The sequence below is a fragment of the Vibrio tapetis subsp. quintayensis genome (assembly GCF_030409945.1).
Classification (GTDB): domain Bacteria; phylum Pseudomonadota; class Gammaproteobacteria; order Enterobacterales; family Vibrionaceae; genus Vibrio; species Vibrio quintayensis.
Genome location: NZ_JAUFQV010000032.1, coordinates 159,611 through 178,206 on the forward strand (window position 1 = coordinate 159,611; position 18,596 = coordinate 178,206).

The 18,596-nt window shown below is 45.0% G+C and carries 13 protein-coding genes; 7 read left to right on the forward strand and 6 right to left on the reverse strand.

Annotation, left to right across the window (positions count from 1 at the left end):
* The first annotated feature begins 307 nt into the window (after positions 1-307).
* Positions 308-1,957, forward strand: a complete 1,650-nt coding sequence (locus tag QWZ04_RS16400; RefSeq protein WP_290329334.1) for a GGDEF domain-containing protein — start codon at positions 308-310, stop codon at positions 1,955-1,957.
* A 22-nt stretch (positions 1,958-1,979) separates the two neighbouring features.
* Here QWZ04_RS16400 and QWZ04_RS16405 read toward each other — a convergent pair whose 3' ends face one another.
* The 3 genes from QWZ04_RS16405 to QWZ04_RS16415 all read right to left on the reverse strand — a co-directional run bounded on the left by QWZ04_RS16405 (position 1,980) and on the right by QWZ04_RS16415 (position 4,657).
* Positions 1,980-2,225 (reverse strand): hypothetical protein, encoded by a 246-nt coding sequence (locus tag QWZ04_RS16405; RefSeq protein ID WP_290329335.1) that lies wholly within the window; start codon positions 2,223-2,225, stop codon positions 1,980-1,982.
* Positions 2,226-2,483: 258 nt separating this feature from the next.
* Entirely contained in the window at positions 2,484-2,684 is a 201-nt protein-coding gene (locus QWZ04_RS16410; protein WP_102524675.1) for a chromosome partitioning protein ParA, read from the reverse strand.
* 56 nt (positions 2,685-2,740) lie between these two features.
* Positions 2,741-4,657, reverse strand: a complete 1,917-nt coding sequence (locus QWZ04_RS16415) for a methyl-accepting chemotaxis protein (RefSeq protein ID WP_290329336.1) — start codon at positions 4,655-4,657, stop codon at positions 2,741-2,743.
* Positions 4,658-4,963: 306 nt separating this feature from the next.
* Between QWZ04_RS16415 and QWZ04_RS16420 the strand changes: the two genes are divergently transcribed.
* Genes QWZ04_RS16420 through QWZ04_RS16445 form a run of 6 tightly spaced genes read left to right on the forward strand, consistent with a single transcriptional unit; the run spans position 4,964 to position 11,867 of the window.
* Positions 4,964-5,920, forward strand: coding sequence for an AAA family ATPase (locus QWZ04_RS16420; protein ID WP_290329337.1), 957 nt, complete (start codon positions 4,964-4,966; stop codon positions 5,918-5,920).
* A gap of 8 nt (positions 5,921-5,928) precedes the next feature.
* Positions 5,929-6,927: a DUF58 domain-containing protein gene (locus QWZ04_RS16425; protein WP_290329338.1), complete on the forward strand. Its 999-nt coding sequence runs from the start codon at positions 5,929-5,931 to the stop codon at positions 6,925-6,927.
* Positions 6,917-7,417, forward strand: a complete 501-nt coding sequence (locus QWZ04_RS16430) for a DUF4381 domain-containing protein (RefSeq protein ID WP_290329339.1) — start codon at positions 6,917-6,919, stop codon at positions 7,415-7,417. Before QWZ04_RS16425 ends, QWZ04_RS16430 begins: the two co-directional genes overlap by 11 nt.
* Positions 7,410-8,372 carry a vWA domain-containing protein gene (locus tag QWZ04_RS16435; protein WP_290329340.1) on the forward strand — a complete coding sequence of 321 codons (963 nt, stop codon included), beginning with the start codon at positions 7,410-7,412 and terminating at the stop codon, positions 8,370-8,372. The genes QWZ04_RS16430 and QWZ04_RS16435 overlap by 8 nt, the downstream gene beginning before the upstream one ends.
* Entirely contained in the window at positions 8,365-10,221 is a 1,857-nt protein-coding gene (locus QWZ04_RS16440) for a vWA domain-containing protein (protein ID WP_290329341.1), read from the forward strand. Before QWZ04_RS16435 ends, QWZ04_RS16440 begins: the two co-directional genes overlap by 8 nt.
* Entirely contained in the window at positions 10,215-11,867 is a 1,653-nt protein-coding gene (locus QWZ04_RS16445) for a BatD family protein (protein ID WP_290329342.1), read from the forward strand. The genes QWZ04_RS16440 and QWZ04_RS16445 overlap by 7 nt, the downstream gene beginning before the upstream one ends.
* Before the next feature lie 138 nt (positions 11,868-12,005).
* Here the strand turns inward: QWZ04_RS16445 and QWZ04_RS16450 are convergent, their stop codons facing one another.
* The 3 genes from QWZ04_RS16450 to QWZ04_RS16460 form a co-directional block, all read right to left on the reverse strand.
* On the reverse strand, positions 12,006-14,822 hold the full coding sequence (locus QWZ04_RS16450; protein WP_290329343.1) for a M16 family metallopeptidase: 2,817 nt from the start codon (positions 14,820-14,822) through the stop codon (positions 12,006-12,008).
* Positions 14,823-14,985: 163 nt separating this feature from the next.
* Positions 14,986-17,118, reverse strand: coding sequence for a sensor domain-containing diguanylate cyclase (locus QWZ04_RS16455; RefSeq protein ID WP_435433624.1), 2,133 nt, complete (start codon positions 17,116-17,118; stop codon positions 14,986-14,988).
* Positions 17,119-17,347: 229 nt separating this feature from the next.
* A complete protein-coding gene (locus QWZ04_RS16460; protein ID WP_290329344.1) occupies positions 17,348-18,547 on the reverse strand; it encodes a multidrug effflux MFS transporter in 1,200 nt (399 codons plus the stop codon).
* Between the last annotated feature and the right edge of the window lie 49 nt (positions 18,548-18,596).

Here is an 18,596-nt window from a genome sequence, read left to right on the forward strand (position 1 = left end):
CACTCAAATCCCCACAAAAATGATGAAAAATGCTGCATATATCAATTTTATTTTTGCAAAATACAATCATCAATTCGCAAAGTGCAATGAAAAATGCAAATTCATAGCTATTTGTCATGTAGATACAAACTGGGCTGTCTATTGTCCGTTCTCACCAAAGGTGATTAATATCGCATTTAATGCCTATTTATTAAGCATAAACAAGATAAATCACTATTGTTTCATATCCTCTATGGCGCATATAACTGAGAATCTTTAGACTACAAGCTCAAGTTCTCACCCTACCAACAATATCAGCGTGCTATCAATGAAAAAAACTCATAAAACCACTAAAATTCTCGCCTTTGTAGTGGGTTGCGTGAGTTGCTCGACCTTTGCTGAAGAGCAGGTGTCCGTCGGGCTACGCTGGATGCATCAATTTCAGTTCGCAGGATATTACGCAGCGGTAGATCAAGGCTTTTACGCACAAGAAAACCTCAATGTCACACTATTTGAAGGCAGCTCTAACAATAACACCATTGACCGCGTGCTCAACAATGAGCTGGACTTTGGCGTTGCGAACGGTGAGCTGGTCTTAGAAAGGCTGAAAGGAAAGCAGGTTGTTGCTCTGTCAGCTATCTTTCAGAACTCGCCGTCAGTGTTGCTAACATTGGCCTCTTCCGGGATCAGTAACTCAGCGGATCTGAAAGGAAAATCCATCATGACCCTTGATGGTAATATCGAACCCGAGTTCCTCTCTATGATGTCTAAAAGCGGAGTAGACATAGATGAAGTTAACCTGGTTCAAAGCTCTTTCGATTTACAGGATCTCATCAAGGGCAACATCGACGCCTTTAACGCTTACCTCCCAAACGAGCCTTTTGTGCTGCAAAAATCAGGCATCGATTACCATGTATTGAACCCTCAACAGTTAGGTATTGATTTTTATAGCGACTTCTTATTTACCAGCCAAAGACTACTCGAAACAAAACCTAAAGTAGTAGAAGCGTTCAGGCGGGCGACATTAAAAGGCTGGCGTTACGCCTTGGCGAATCCTGAACGCATGATACACAGCATTAAAAATAAGTGGGGTGCAGATAAATCTCTAAACGAGCTCCGTTACGAGGCCCTGGCGATCTCTAATCTTGTTCGCTCAGAGTTGGTTGAAATCGGTTACATCAAAACCGATAGAATCAACGAAATGGCCGATGTTTTCATTAATGAAGGGCTTATTGCAACTCGCTACCACTTGAAAAACTTTATCTACCGAGCAGAACAGCGGGCAATTGCGACAGCCAATAATCGCGTGATCTTATTGTCGTTTGTGCTATTTACCATGGTAGCACTGTGTGTTTTTTTGACGTTTGTAATGCGGAAGCTGAGATTAGAAATAGAACGTAGGGAAGAAATTGAAGAACGCTTACGTCACTTAGCATCCATCGATCCACTCACTCAGCTTTACAACCGTCGTATGTTCTCACAATTAATAGAAATAGAAGAAAAACAGGCTAAGCGTAACCTTAGCACTTACTGCCTAGTATTATTGGATATCGACTTATTTAAAGCTATCAATGACCAATACGGTCATAATACTGGCGACAAGGTCATCGAGGGTGTGGCGAACACTATTACGAACATTGCACGAGAGAGCGACATTTGCGCGAGATTTGGTGGTGAAGAGTTTATTGTAATGCTGCCGAATACCGATCTAAGTGATGCCTTGATATTTACTCAACGTTTGCAGCAGGCGCTCAATAACCATACCTTTGTCACCGACACCCACCAAGAGTTTTCGATCACATCATCTTACGGTATTGTTCAATGGGATTTTGAAGAGAGCATAACCCAAGTCATTGCACACGCTGATGATGCCTTGTACCAAGCAAAACGATCAGGACGAGATTGCATTAGAGCGTATCGACATCCATTACTTCCAAGCAAGGCTTCAATTTCGCAAAGCACCCACATTGGACATTAGCAATGAATCAAACATTTAGTTTTTAAGCAACACGTGTTTCTGTTAATCCTTGCTCTTTCATCGAAATAACGCTGTTTTGGTGATTACAAACTCGGCAGTAATGCTGACGCTCCATATCGTAGTAATGTTTACCACAGATAAATTGAAACACTGATTGGTTGGTATAAGACAATTTCTCGAGGAAAGTAGTACATTGAGGCGGGTTTTTGCGCATAATCGATTTGTGGTCGGTTTTCTTATCGCAAGCTTCACAATATACCTTTGGCATGGGGCCTTTCCTTATTAGCGCGTTATGATGATGTCATTGTATTGACACAATTAAAACAAACTCGTTCAGTATTATTAATTCGCACAGTAAAAATTTGTGCAGCAGTTAACAAAACAACTGTTTAATAACCCTAAACAGCCTCTATAAATTGAGCAAGATCAAACTTATCAGGTGAGTAAGATCAACAAGATCCCTGTTAATTTGTAAACGATAGGTACAAAAAAAGCACCTTTCGGTGCTTTTTCTATTAGGCTTAGCTTAGTGGATCGGCCCGCCTGCATTCTCTTGAAATTGGCCAAAGTGCTTTTCTAGAATTTCTGGAGTCAACTTTCCTTCCGCTTCCAAACGCTTCAATTCAGCAACAACGGCTTTTTGCTCTTCGATTGAAGGGAGTTTCACTTCGGGCTCGTTTGCCACTTGCTCTGTTATCTGTTCCAGTTCTTTTTCAAAATCGCTCATATCACTTACCCAATAATTAAATCTAAGTTGAGTCTACTCACTTTTTCAGTCTCAATCTAGAGTTTAAAGCCACCAACCATCGCATCCAAGCGACGAGAAAGCTCCTGCAACTCATTACTCGCATCCGCCAGTTCTTGTGCTGTGTTAGTGGTCATTTCGTTAATTGAATTAATTTCTTCGATGTTCTCATTGATAGTATGAACAACCGTAGACTGCTCTTCTGTCGCCGTAGCCACTTGAGTATTTCGGTCTGAAATGTCAGAGATACTTTCTGAAATTTGAGCCAATACACTCACTGCTTGGTCCGTAGACACTACCCCCTCTTGCGTCACAGCTTTACCGGCTTCCATTGCGTCTACTGCATTTTGAGCATCACCTTGAAGCTGATTAATCATCTTCTGAATTTCTTCTGTTGAAGACGCAGTACGGCTTGCAAGGTTACGAACCTCATCCGCTACCACGGCAAAGCCTCGACCTTGCTCACCGGCACGGGCTGCTTCAATTGCTGCATTCAAAGCCAGTAAGTTGGTTTGGTCAGAAATATCGCGGATCACATCCAAGATAGAACCGATGTCTTGTGTTGTGCCTGCCAGTTTTTGTACGACAGCACCAATATGGTCAATGTCAGATGATAAACGGCTGATGGCATCTTTTGCTTTAAAGACAACCGCACGTCCCTCTTCAGTATTGCTCTCTGCACCACTTGCGGTCTCAGCAGCTGTTGCAGCATTGGTTGCAATTTCACTGATGGTCGCGCCCATTTCGTTGATCGCAGTCACGACTTGAATCGTTTGGTCACGCTGATTTTGGCTATTATCGTGCGTCGAATGGGATTTTTCAGACACCCCTTGCGCCGCAATTTGAAGCGCATGACTAGTTTCAGCCACTTCTTTAACTGACCCATGGATTTTCTCAATAAAGCCGTTAAACCCTTCAGAAAGTTTCGCTAGCTCATCGTTACCGTTAATTGGGATACGTTGAGATAAATCACCATCACCTTCACCCAGCTCTCTAAATCGCTCAGAAATCACCTGAATCGGACGAGTAATACTGCTAGCAAGAATTAGCCCTAAGAATATAAAGGCGGCAGCGACAGCCAGTGTGGTAATCAGCATTTTCTGCGCCGTTGCGTTAAGTTCAGCAAACACTTCATCTACCGGTACTTGAGCGACCACAAACCAGTCCATTGACGGTATGTAGCGAGTTGCAACAAACACTTCTTGGCCATTATCTTGCGCGGTGATCAAGTTAAAATCCGACTTATTAAGCAAGGCCGTAGTTTCACTGCCATACAGTGAAGTTAAGCTATCTTTTCGCTTATTTGCTTGCTTGTGTATTTGAACTTTACCTTCGGAGTTAACCAAATAAACGTAACCCGATTTCTCTATTTGGAAACCGTTAAGCAAATTCACCATATCCGTTAGGGACTTCGATAGTCCAGACATTGCTAAGCCATTCACTTGCTGAAAGTTAGAGAACATTTTCACATCGCCATTGGCTTCTTGGAAAATGCTAACGCTGGTTTTTTGGCCCGATTGTGTAAAGCCAAAGAACCAGCCATCTTGCTGTTGGTTCAATTCACGTAGGAAACCGCCTTGGTTCCAGTAATAGGCGGTATGACGATTCGCGACCGACGCGTCGTTTAATCCGTATTGATCGCGAACTACGTTCAGCTGTTTGACTAACATGGCTTCACTTTCCGGGTCTCGGTCAGTGTTATTGATTGCTTGATGTATAAATTGATTGGAGGCGAGTTGTTCAGCCGCGGCCAACATTTGTGATACTTCGCCATCAATTTGCACCCCCACTAAATCCAACATCGAGGGTAACTCAATGTCTACCAAACGGTGCTCCAATACATCGCGAGACTGGTTTTGAGCAATAAAGCCTACCAGGCTGGTTGATGCGATCACCGCAAAGGTGATCCCGACAACGATTTTTCGTTTAATACTCATTGAACGCGAGCCAATCATAGTTTTGCCTTTTTCAAACAAATAATTAATGCCGGCCACGAAAATGTTATACCAAATACTGACGGCCAGCGTATGCGAATAGTAACAAGGGTTTACGTATGCTTACGCATATCCCTCTAATTATACGCAACAAATCGGAGCTCGTTTAGCCCCTGCTAAGATCGCAAACGTTTGGTATCGAAAACTATTTAGTGGTAGGTTTGTTTTCTCTTTCGCAATCAGTATTTTATTACTTAGTTAAGCTGAACTTTTTTTTCTGATTTTGGTCAGATATGTGATGTTGATAACCATTGGAACGTAATCAGTATGCAATCAAACACCTTCCTTCAATTACAAAGCTACCTAAATTCTCAAGTTATTGGCCAACAAGGACTGGTTAAACAGCTATTAGTTGCCCTGTTAGCTGATGGCCACATACTAGTCGAAGGCCCCCCTGGTCTAGCGAAGACTCGCGCAGTGAAAAGCCTTGCCGACTGCATCGAAGGTGATTTCCACAGAATTCAGTTTACTCCCGATCTTCTGCCTGCTGATTTAACAGGTACCGACATCTACCGTCCGGAGACCGGAGAATTTACCTTTCAAGCGGGCCCAATATTTAACTCTTTATTGTTGGCTGATGAGATCAACCGTGCCCCCGCAAAAGTCCAAGCGGCAATGCTAGAAGCCATGGCTGAGAAACAAATCACTGCTGGCCGAAATACTTATGCACTGCCAGAGCTGTTCTTAGTAATGGCAACACAGAACCCAATAGAGCAAGAAGGCACTTACCCTTTGCCAGAAGCTCAGTTAGACCGCTTTCTATTGCATTTGGAAGTGAACTACCCTGATGCTGAACATGAATTGAAAATACTCCGCCTCAATCGAGGAGAGGCTCAAGGTCAAGTCAGCCACTCCCCCGTAACCGTAACCCAAAGTGATGTGTTTGCAGCTCGCCAAGAAGCGCTGGCAACTCACATGGCTGAAGGCGTTGAGGAGTACATCATTCGCTTAGTCATGGCGACAAGACAACCACAAGAATACAGCCAAGATTTAGCATCGTGGCTTGATATGGGCGTTAGCCCACGAGCGAGTATTGCCTTAGACCGAGCCAGCCGTGCTCATGCATGGTTAGCTGGCCGAGATTACGTAACGCCAGAAGATATTCAAGCCATGGCTTATCCTGTCTTCAGGCACCGTTTACTGCTGAGTTATTCCGCTCAAGCTCAAGGTATTAAACCAAACCAAGTGATAGACCACTTGCTCAGTGTTGTTGGTAGCGCTTAGGGGTTACCATGAAAGTGACAAAAGAAAGTAGGTCAGCAACTTTGGCAAGCACAGCACTCACGCAGGCGTTACCTGATAAAAGCAATGGCGTACAACTGTGCTTAGACGAACTGCTCGCCTATAAAAACCAAGCCGTACACTGGCAGCCACCCGCGAGAAGTTTATGGTCTCAGCTAAACGGTGGTCACCAAAGCCGGCACCAAGGCCGAGGTATGGACTTTTCTGAAGTACGCCAGTACCAAGCCGGTGACGATATTCGCTCTATTGATTGGCGTGTTACCGCTCGCACAGGGAAAACGCACACCAAGTTGTTTACAGAAGAACGAGAGCAACCCGTTATACTGTATATCGACCTGAGCACAACCATGCGTTTTGGCTCTCAGCTGATGCTTAAATCCGTACAAGCAGCCCACATGGCCAGCTTGATCAGTTGGCTAACCGTCAGTCAGGGCGATCGGATCGGAGCCATTATTGATGATGGTGTCTCCCTTTACGATCTAAAGCCCACGGCTCGGGCCAAAGGTGCTTTATACATAGCAGACCAACTGGTTAGAAAGCACTGTGACGCCCTTGCATCCAACCAAACATCGGAAAACTCGACCTCCGTGACCGACGTTTTGCAATCTCTTCACCGATTATGCCCCAAAGGCAGTGACGTGATACTCATCAGTGATTTCCAACGGTTTGGCGAGAAACACCAAGCTCTGCTCAGCCAACTCCGCCAACATAACCACATTCGAGCCGTCCAAATATCCGATCCTCTCGAACACGGTGACACACAATACACAGGGCTTGCCCACGTAAAAGACGCCCTAAGCAGCGCTTGGTTAAATTTTGGTTCAAAAACAACTAAAGCCAAAATAGAGCAACAGTACCAATATGCGTTGACTCCTTTTACCCAAGCTTGCCAGTCGTTAGCGATACCGATTAGCGAGCTATCTAGTAGCGCATCTTTGCTGACTCAACTGCACGATCTACAACAAAGTGGAGGGCATCATGGCCGTTAATAGTACCCAGCCAGTAAGAACGCCACCTCCCCTCCCACTTGAGTCTCTGCGTTTACCATTAGAACCCAGCGCATGGCCCCTAGCATGGGGATGGTGGCTGATTATCTTAGCCACGTTAGGTCTGATCTTTGCTCTCATTTACGCGTTGTACCGTCGCGAGCAAAAACACCGAGCCAAAAAACAAGCACTTCGCCAGTTTTCTACATCAACCAGCGTCATCGAGGCTCATGATCTAATGCGCCAAGCGGCGATGAGCTATTTTCCTCGTCACGAGATTGCCGCCCTAACTGGAAGTCTCTGGTATCAGTTTTTGGATCAGCAGTTAAAAAAGCCACGATTCGAAAGCAAGCACAATCGCTGGAATGATGCACTGTACCAATCAAACTCAGCAGACCCAGAACTAATCGCAGACGCTAAACAGTGGATATCCCAAGCCCTGCCACCGCAGAGACTAAAGATCAAAAAGAACCGAGGAGTCACCCATGCTTAGTTTCGCTTGGTGGTGGGCTTTTTTGCTACTGCCATTACCGCTTTTGGTTTATTTCTTCGCGCCACCAGCACCAAACCAAGAAGCCGTCCGACTGCCATTCGTGCCAGCGGAAGACGCGCAAACACCCAGCCTTTCCAAGTTGCTTAAGTTACTGGCGATCATGACGTGGATAATGACGGTCGCAGCGCTCGCTCGCCCAGTGTGGCTGGGTGATCCGATAGAGTTTCATCCAAAGCACCGCGATATGATGTTGGTCGTTGATCTGTCTTACTCCATGAGCCAGGAAGACATGAAGCAAGGTGACAATTTTATCGATCGTTTAACTGCCGTCAAACAAGTAGTCGGAGACTTCATAGATCAACGAACGGGTGACCGACTAGGCCTAGTTCTGTTTGCTGATCACGCCTACTTGCAAACGCCATTAACGCTAGACAAGAACACCGTCAAACAGCAGCTTAATCGCACGGTATTAAAGCTAATCGGCACCCAAACCGCCATAGGTGAAGGCATTGGTCTTGCCACCAAAACGTTCATTGATAGCGATGCGCCACAGCGTGTCATGGTCTTACTCAGTGATGGCAGCAATACCGCAGGCATCATCGATCCCATTGAAGCGACCAAAATCGCCAAACAATACGACGCAACAATTTACACCATTGGTGTTGGTGCCGGTGAAATGGTTGTGAAAGACTTTTTTTTCGAGCGTACTGTGAACACAGCGCAAGATCTGGATGAGAAAACACTCACCAATATTGCCGAAATGACCGGTGGCCAATATTTCCGAGCAAGAGACAGCCAAGATTTGGCCAATATCTATAATGAAATTAATAAGCTAGAGCCTATTACGTCAGTCAGTCAAACCTGGCGACCACAATCAGAATGGTTCACGCTACCGCTCGCCATTGCTTTATTCTTGTCGATGCTTCTTGCCGTTTTAAGGAGGCACCGTGGCTGATTTTATGTTCATCACACCATTATGGTTACTCGCCATACTCCCAGCAATTGCATTGGCCACATGGCTTATTCGTAACCAGTCGAAGCAAGGCCTAATCGCTTCTCATATCGCTACAGGGCTAGGGCTTGCACAAAGCCACACATCTCATATACCTAAGATCTTGCTGGTCAGCTGGGTCTTCGGATGCATCGCTTTAGCCGGGCCAAGTTGGCAACAACAAGAACGCCCTGCGTTTCAACTGCAAAGTGCTCGTGTGTTGGTATTGGATATGTCTCGCAGTTTATACGCAACCGACATAAAGCCTAACCGCCTCACGCAACTCAAGTACAAGGCGTTGGATCTACTGCCTAAATGGAAAGAAGGCACCACAGGCCTAGTTGCCTTTGCTGGAGACGCCTACACTCTAAGTCCATTAACCAGCGACAGTGAAACCTTAGCCGATTTGATTCAAAACTTAACACCGGAGATCATGCCATTCCAAGGCGGTAACTTACAGGCAGGCATCGAGCAAGCCATCCAACTGATGACCGAAGCAGGCCACCAGCAAGGTGACGTAGTTGTGCTCGCCGACGATATTGATTCTCATCAACTAGAAGCGTTAAAAAAACACCTGCAGAATCAACAGTGGCGTATTTCAATTCTCGCGGTGGGCACACAACAAGGTGCTCCTATCACTCAAACTGACGGGACACTGTTAAAAGACAACAGCGGCGTAACGGTGATGGCAACCGCTAACTTGCCTGGATTGCAAAGCTTGGCACGCAGCACAGGCGGCGTGTTCAGCCCGATAAGACAAGATAATCAAGATGTCGATGCCATTGCCAGTTTCAGCGCAACGTCCAGAACAGACGGCCACAACTCAGAGACCAACGGAGAGCAACTCGAAAGCCGTATCAATAACGGCTTCTGGCTGCTGCCGTTTGTACTACTGCCGTTACTTAGCTTATTTCGTAAAGGCTGGTTATTTTCACTGACCTTAGTGATTCTGCCACTCGTTCCAAATCAACACGCGATGGCGGCATCCCTATCAGCACCTTTGAAAAATGCTGACCAACAAGGTTATGAGTCTTTTCAACAGCAAGACTACCAACAAGCGGCAAACCAATTTGAAAGTAAAGAATGGCAAGGGGTGGCGCACTATCAAGCAGGTGAGTATCAGCAAGCCATCGATAGCCTACAAGGTATCGACACGCCCCATGCGAAGTACAACCTGGCTAACGCATTAGCGCAAAACGGTGATTTGGAGAAAGCCAAGTCGGCCTATCAATCTTTGTTGAAAGAGGCACCTAACGCGACTGATATCAAAAAGAACCTAAGCATCGTAGAGCAAGCGCTGAAGCAAAAGCAGGAGCAGGAGCAGGAGCAACAGAATCAGAAGCAGAAAGATGGCGACAACGATCAACCAAGCCATGAGCAAAAAGGCAATGATCAACATAAGAGCGATCGCGATCAAAATCAGTCCAATCAGTCCAATCAGTCCAATCAGGGGCAGCCTGAACAGCAAAGTCCATCTGAAGAGCGTCAATCTCAAGCTGAGCAACCTGACGATGAGCAGTCTCAAAACGAATCGTCTCAAGAACAACCGTCTTCAGATGACGCTAATCAAGCTTCTCAACAAAAAACTGAGGCTGAACAAAAAGCAGAACAAGATCCCAACGAGAATGAAAGTGGTCACGCTAAAGCAGCATCAATGACACAAGATACGGACAACACACAACAGGTAGACCCGAACTTGCGAAAATTGGAACAGATCCAAAGCCAAGGCGATCCAAGTTTCTTATTAAAAGCGCAGATGCTCTTGCAAGCACAACAGAAAAAATCACCTAACAAAGTGAATAAATCATGGTAAAAATCTCTATTTTCAAAGCATGGCCCCTATTATTGATCGCCTGTTTAGCATCATTCGCTAGCACTCTAAGTCACGCAGCCCCAGTCGCCACCGCGAGTGTAAGTACTAACAAAGTCAATAAAGACGAAGTGTTTCAGTTGACCATCAGCGTGGATACTCGAGCAAAAGGCAACGAAATCGACTTCTCAACCCTAGAGCCAGACTTTTATATTGGCCGCCCGAGCTTTGGTTCTTATCAAAATAGCGTCAATGGACAAACATCCCTACGGAGCGAATGGAAAATCGCGCTCGCGGCGAGCCGGTTGGGTGTATTGACCATTCCGAGCTTTGACATTAACGGAGCCAAAACAGAAGCGATAGACGTGCAAGTTTCCATGGACAGCGATGCAACCACCCAAGCAGACGTGGTGAAGATGCAAGCAGGAGTAGATAAACACACGCTGTACATCGGAGAAACCACGCTTCTTCACACTAAACTGATTCTAAAAGCAGACCCACGTCGATTGCAAAGCACGAGTATTAAAGCGCCAACAGGCGACGGGCTAACCATCACACCTGTGGCGGAAGCCAATCAGTACCAAACCGTCATTGGTGGCATTCAAGCAACCGTGGTTGAGCAATCTTTTACTGTCAGTGCCAATCAAGCCGGTACTGTCACCTTAACTCCACCGACATTAACAGGCTCATTAGTCGAAGCTGATAAGCGTGGCCGCACTCGGTTGATCCAATTGAATGCAAGCGCTCAACCCGTTACTCTCAACATCAAAGACAAACCCAGTGATTACCAAGGTACTTGGTTGCCAACCACACAGCTGTCGCTACAACAACTTTGGCAAGATGCTGATGGCGCACAGATCAACAGCAGTACTTTTGTCTCAGAAGTCGGCACGCCCCTTAGCCGTACCTTAGTTCTCAAGGCTGCTAATTTATCTGCGCAACAATTGCCAAACTTGGTGGTGGAATACTCGGATAACATTCGTTTATATCAAGAGCCCGCAACCTATCAAACGGATGAAAATGGCATCACCACCATGACATTAAAGCAGGTTTTAATCGCCAAACAGGATGGAGAATACACCCTCCCGAGCGTCGGTGTGAACTGGTGGCATAGTGAATCTAACGAAGCACAATTCGCAAAGGTTGACGGCGCAAATTGGACGGTTGAAGCCAGCACGGAATCCGTCAATTTAGTCCCCGCTGTCACGCCGTTCAAACCCACTGACACCATCACGGTTTACGATGCAGGTATCTGGCCTTATGTGAGCGGGCTATTTGCGATGCTTTGGCTTGTGTTTGTCGCCCTTTGGCTGAAAGAAAGGAGTGCTGGGTCAAATATCAACTCAACATTACCTGTCGCACACGTCGACGCCCATTCAACATTATTGCTGTCAATCAACAAGGCTCTAGATGATAACGACGGTATCGAGTTCAGTCGCCATTATCAGAGTTGGAAAACCACTTATTCAGTATCGACTGAAGATCAAAACAAGCTACAAACACTGGTTGATCCGTTTCTTGCGAGCTTATATTGCATTTCATCTCAACAGAAAGGCGTTACATTTGATAACCAAGCATTGAAAACCATGTTCAAACGCTTGTCTCACCAAACCGCCAAAAGCCCTAATTCAGCTCTGGCTAAACTGTAAACTGACGATGACTGAATCTAAGTTCTCAGTTTAATCATCGATATAGAAAAGCCACTCAGAAATCCAACTCTGAGCGGCTTTTAATCGGTTCATTTACAAGCTAAATAACCGCTAGATAGAAGCTTAACAGTCTCATCATTACGGTTTTGGCCATAATTCCGCAACAAACGTTACCGTATTTTGCCCTATTAGCCCGTCCAGAGTACTATTCACATCATCTAATGAAATCTTATCGAGAAGAGCTGGAGCACCGCTGAATATTTCAAAATCATAGCCATACAGCACTGCTCGTTGGTGCCAGGAGAGTTGAGCTAATGGGTTGTCTTTTTGCATCGAAAGCGAATGGATTACCTGTTTTTTTGCGGTATCCAACTCTAGCTGAGTAAAGCCGTTTGCCAGCTCTTTATGGATGTCATTCAATGCCTTTCGAGCTTTCTCTACGTCAGAGGTATCTAGATTCAAACTAATGACGACAGAAGCGATATCGGCCTTATCTTCAACAGATAGAATAACGGCTGGCGTATAATCTAACCCTCTTTCTTCTCGCAGTTCATTTCGGTAGCGAGTCTCGAGTAAGTAGTAAATCAAATCAAGCTGGATTAACTCACGAGTTGAATCGGTAACAAAATAACCTGAGTAGAACTGGTTAAACGCGACGCTATTTTCTTTCGAAATATCTAACCGAAGATCGTTAGGATCTTTGACTAATTTTGCCGATTGCGACCCCATATCGGTTGTTTCATCATATTGGATATTAGCAAGGTAACGAGTCAAGTAGGGTTCAATTTCGGATGCAGACATATCCGCAACAATCACGACGTCAAAGCCGTGCTTTTGACGAAAAAGTCCATCATAAAGACTCTGTACTTCCTGCGCCGTTACCGCGTTAATCTGCTCTAAAGATGGGTGCTGATAATAACTGTTCGGTTGATACAAGGCTTCACGGGCCGCTTTAGTCAACTGGCCCGAGGACGATTTCAACCCTTGAGTACGATTGTTAATCACATTCTTTTTTACTAACTCAAGCTGATTCGGCTGTACCTGCATTGAAGTAGCTGCGGTGTATAACGCAGAAAAAGCGTTATCGAGTGATCCCTTATGGGAAGTCATACTAAACCCTTGCGCGCTCGAAGCCAGCAGCGGGTAAAGAGAAATGCCATTTTCTGTCAAGAAACGATCGGCTTCAATCGCATTGAACTTCCCTAGACCACTGCGCATGAATGAATCTAACGCCAGCTCAATTGCCGGATTAAATTTGGCATCCACACTTTTAATTCCCCCTCTCGCAGCGTACGACAAATACAGTTCTTTCTCGGCTTCTGGTAAACGTTTTAACCACACCTTTATGCCGTTATCCAACTGCCAAAAATGCATATTCTCATTCAACGTTTTTTGCTCAACAACTTTGCCATGGGAAGTCGGCGTAATCAGTTCACTAGGGACACTGCTAATATAAGTTTGCTGGCCAGGCTGCTCCAGCATAGCGAGCATAGGAAGATGATAGGATTGCAATTTACGCTGTTTATCTGCCAACGTTATGTCATCAGCTAAGCTTGCTGAGTAGATGTGCTTTAAGTTTGAATTTAATTGAAGACGCACACGTTGGTTCACATCACTAAGGGTAACTTTGTCTATAAATACCTTCAAATTGTCGCGATAATCTTCGATATCCTGATAAACTCGATCATCGATGAGGGTGTTTTGCTTGTAGTTCGCAATACTGTTAGAGCTAGTGTTGGTTTCGTCTAAGTCGATATTGGCGTGCTCGCTGTTAAACTGAGACATCACAGTGTACAACTCATTGTCTACAAAACCATAATCACGAATACTCGTCAGCTCTTTAGCCATGAACTCAAGCATGGTTAAGCGTTCTTGCTCATCGTAGTCTGCATAAATTACTCTATATTGTTGATCGTAAACCACAAATGACTGGGCGCCGATATCAAGCAGCAATTTATTTTCTTCAAACGCTCGATTTTTTAAGCGGTTGGAAACCAGTTCGTTAACCAGATCAATATAAAAATCTTCTTGTTGGCTTAGCTTATCTGAATCACCCAGCGTACGAAGGTGGCTAAAAAGTCCATAGCCAGACGACGACCCCTCAGGAGCATCCAACAACAGCTCTTGGCTATCCCAAACTTTAATTTCATCCGGAGGTGAAATCACCGCTACATCTTGCTTTTTCCACGATCCAAACTCATCTCGGATCGCTTTAACTAGAGCTGTTTTGTCAAAATCACCGACAATAACAAGTTCCGTGTTATTCGGTACGTACCACGCTCGATAAAAGGCTTTCAATTGCTCAATATCGATATTTGAAATGCTCTCTTTCGTACCCAAGACTTCGTAAGTAGCATAGAGCGAATCCCCTAGTGCTACATCAAATGCCTGATCAAATACAGATTTTTCATTACGCTCGTAACTTCTAAGCTCGCCAAGTACGACGCCTTTTTCTTTTTCAACTTCGGCAGGGCTAAAACTGATGCCATCACCGACATCTCGAAGCCACTCTAATGCCATAGCAAGGCTGGTTTGGTCTGGAAGAGATAATGTATAAGAAGTGACGTCATGGGATGTGAATGCGTTTAAGTCAGCACCAAAGCTCATTCCCGCTTTTTCAAACTCTGCAACAATGTCGGTGCCCTGGTGATGCTTAGTGCCGTTAAAGGCCATATGTTCTAGGAAATGCGCATAGCCGTATTGACTCTTCGACTCATTGAGCGCCCCTGCCCGTACGATGAATCGCAACTCAATTGGCTCACCTTTTTTCTGATAAAGATGATAACCAAGCCCATTGTCGAGCTGGCTAGAATGCCATTTAGTGTCTGGGGAAAACTGATTAGATGTAGTCGATGTGCTGCTACAAGCAGAAAGTAGCGCAGCAAAACTCGCCACGACAGCCGTTTTAGATAGAGTTTGATAATGTCCAAAATGAGCATTTATTTGGTATGACATTCCATTTCCTAACGAGAAAATTCAAATAATTACATGAGGTTATACCAAATGCAGAAATTATAATCCAGACCAATAGCTCCGTGCACTTTAATGTGTAAACACTCATTGATTGGCTGAACATCAATCTATTCATTATGAATAAAGACACACGACAAAATATTCCTCATACGAAACTTGCCTCATAACAAGCTTCGCTTGAGCCCACCACTCTATTTCTCCCTGCAGATTTAGCTTCATAGAGTGCGTCATCGGCTTTGCTATACATGGTCTCAAAGTCGAAGCTTTTTGGCAGCGTAGACGCAAAATAATACCCCACAGAAACCGTTAACAGGTTAGATGGTGGGTTCTGATTATGAGCAATGGCTTCTTTCTCAATGGCATGGCGGATTTTTTCAGCCAACTGTGAGGTGTTTTTATCTGTGGTACCTGATAACAATAAGGCGAATTCCTCTCCACCAATTCGGCAGAAGCTCTCTTCGTCTGTTTTGCAAAATCCACTCAAAATATTACCAATACGTATCAGCGTAATATCTCCTTCAAGGTGGCCATAAGCGTTGTTAAATAAGCCGAAGAAATCAATATCCAACAAAATCAGGCCAAACCCGACAGAGACGTTGTTCGGCATAGACTCGAAATTATCCATCAATTTACTCAATTGACGACGATTACCAAGCCTTGTCAGAGGATCTATGTTAGACAGCAGTTCTAGTTGTTGGTTGGCTTGCTCCAACTCTAACGTGCGCCTTTTAACTTCGCGCTCAAGATTTTCGTTTAGGTTGCGTATCCCTTCTTGTGCTTTGGTACGTTGAAGCACTTCCGTCAAATTGGACGCAAATAGCAACATCAATTCTTGTAGTTGACTGGTTAGCGGTTTACGAGACAATAGATTGTCTGCGGCAATGAATGCAATTGGCCCTTCAGTTGAGCTTTTCAGTAATGTCATGGCAGTCCAACCGTTACCGACAATGCGTTTGTCATGATAGATGGGGACATAGTCTTCAAACGAAATTTCATTTGGTTGTGCTATCGCCGTGCTGACTAACGGCCTATCATATTGAACTTCACTTTGATAATAGCTTTCATCCACCACATTACCTTGAATATCTGTTCCCCAAGTGCCTTGTATCTGAGTTAACTCACTGTCAGTCAGGAACACCGCCAAACGGTCAATACCAAGATGATGAATAGCAAAGTCCACGGCCGAACGACACACTTCGCTAACCGTAGTGCAACGAGACAGTTCTACCATGCTTGAATGCAATAAACGCATGTTCTGTTCTTGTCTTTTACGAATGTAGATTTGAGACATCAAGGAACCAAGGGATCGCAAGATACCTCTATCATATTTACTAATTGGCTCACGGCGAATAAAATTGTCGAATGCCACCCAGCCTATCGCATCGTCTCCATCGCGTAATATCAGCATGCCATTCCAGCCCTGCCCGACCACAGAACCAGAGCTATAAAGCGGGGCGTCTTCAATGATCACTAAGTTCTCATTCGGGCTATACAATGCTTCAATGTATTGCTCTTCTAATTGATGAATATCGTAGATAGTGTGGTATTCCGAAATGGTTTCTCCGCTCTCATTGGTTCCATAAGTCCCCGTAAAGCATCGCTTTTTCAAATCTAACAACATGAACACACTGCGATCAAACCCAAGTTGATGCCGCATAGCTTCAACAATGCCTAAATACAGCTCGTCCAACGTTGGCGGGTTCGATAGCCCCACTGCAACTTGCTGGATCATTTTCATCTGTTCAATAAATTGCTCTCGTGAACGGATCTCATCTAGGTACTTGGCTTCACGGATATCGCGATTTTTAAACTCACGCGCAGCGTCTCGTTCTGCTCGCAAACACTGCCAACGTAAAGCCACAAAATTAAGTACATCTAAGTCCAACCGAAAGTTCTGATCTTCAACACACTTTGGGTCGACTGCTTCGACAAACAAATAGGTCCGCCAGTCGTGGTGATTATCAAACATCATGATATAGCACTCACCGCCTAACGCGTCTTGGTAGTTCCATGCACAAGTGTTGATCTCAAGTGGGATAAGGTTCTCCGAGGTATCAAATTGGGAGGCCCAACGCCAGAACGTCTCAGGAAAGGAAATAACGGGGGTATAATCGCCTCGGGAGTACAGCGGATTGGCTTCGGGCACCAATAATGGATCTTGAATGAAGTACATGGCTCTGGGGTTAACTCGCTTCACAAGAAAATCGAACACCATGTCTGCCACTATTTTATGATCGCGAGCGGATGAAACCGTTGAGATTATTTGCTGTTTCTGCACTTTGTTCACCCTAAGCCCACTGAAATTTTTTATAATTATGGAATCATTATCAAATTTCACGTTAGCTTTAGTACTTTTATTATGCAACTCAGCTTTTATGTTCATGATAAGTAGGCCGCAAAATGACGACAAGAAAAGGGCTAATTCGCGACGTTAGACGAGTTTCATTTTTAGCTCATAATACGACATATTATGAGCACCTACTCATTACTGGCTCGCTCCCTCAGACTTAGCCAGTTGCGGTGGTTATCTTATGGCTCTTTTGGCTATAAACGCGATACCCCAATAAGCCCAACATGATCACAGTCATGATTAAATAAAATAGCCCAAGCGTCGTTTGGCTATGCACCCACGTTGCAAGCCATCCGCCCAACACTCCGGTCAGTGACATCTGTATCGCGCCAGATAGCGCTGTAACCGTCCCTGCTTGTCGTTTATGAGGTTCCAGCAGCAATCTGTTAGCAACTGGAGCAATAAAGCCCTGCGCTGTCGCTAGGAGCCAAACCGAAGCAATGAGAGAAAACATGGTCATATCGCTAAGCAGTAACCACATACCAGACACACTGCACATCATCAAGGCCAACGCCAATATCTGATGGCAGCTCAAATACCGGCGTATGACATTTTGCACTAAACTACCAAGTAGCAAACCAAAGGATGGCAGAATCATAACCACACCGTAGTCGGCTGTGCTCATACCCAACTCATCTTGTAATAAATAGGGCATTAACGACAAGGTCACCATAATCATCAGAAAGTTGATCCAATTATAAGAAGCACTGGTTAACACTTGGCTGCTCTTTATAAGCCCTATATAACGCTGAAAAACTGAATTCAACTTTGGTTTAGACGTCTTATAAGGCAGAGTTTCGGGTAAAATATAACAACCCAGAACATAGATAGCCCCGACATAAACAAACACAAAAAAGAACACAGATTGCCAACCGAAATTCCAGGCAAGCCACCCTCCCAACACAGGGGAGACCATCGGCATGACAGAGCCCATAATAGACATATAAGACAACGCTCGAGCCAACTGCCCGCCGCTATACGAATCCCGAAGAATACTGGCACCAATGACCGACGCGCTGCCTGCACCAAATCCTTGTAGAACCCGGCCAATAATGATCATGGTTAAGTCATGGCCAAACAGAACACATATCAATGTACCCACCAAATAGAGCCCCTGGCCAAATATAAATACCGGCCGGCGCCCTATCGCATCAGCGACTGGCCCGTAAAACAATTGAGAGAGCCCAAGGCTGACTAAGTAGCCCGTTACGATGTACTGAACCTGATCGGCCTGCACACCTAAGTCACCACTGATAAGTGGTAATGCGGGGAGGTAAATTCCAACGCCAACCTGACCGGTGGCAATCACCATCATTGCGAGAAACAACGGCAGTCTATTAAACGATTCATTCTTCATGCAACTAGTGTACATTTAGTCATTAAGATTGATAATCAGCCAATCAGGA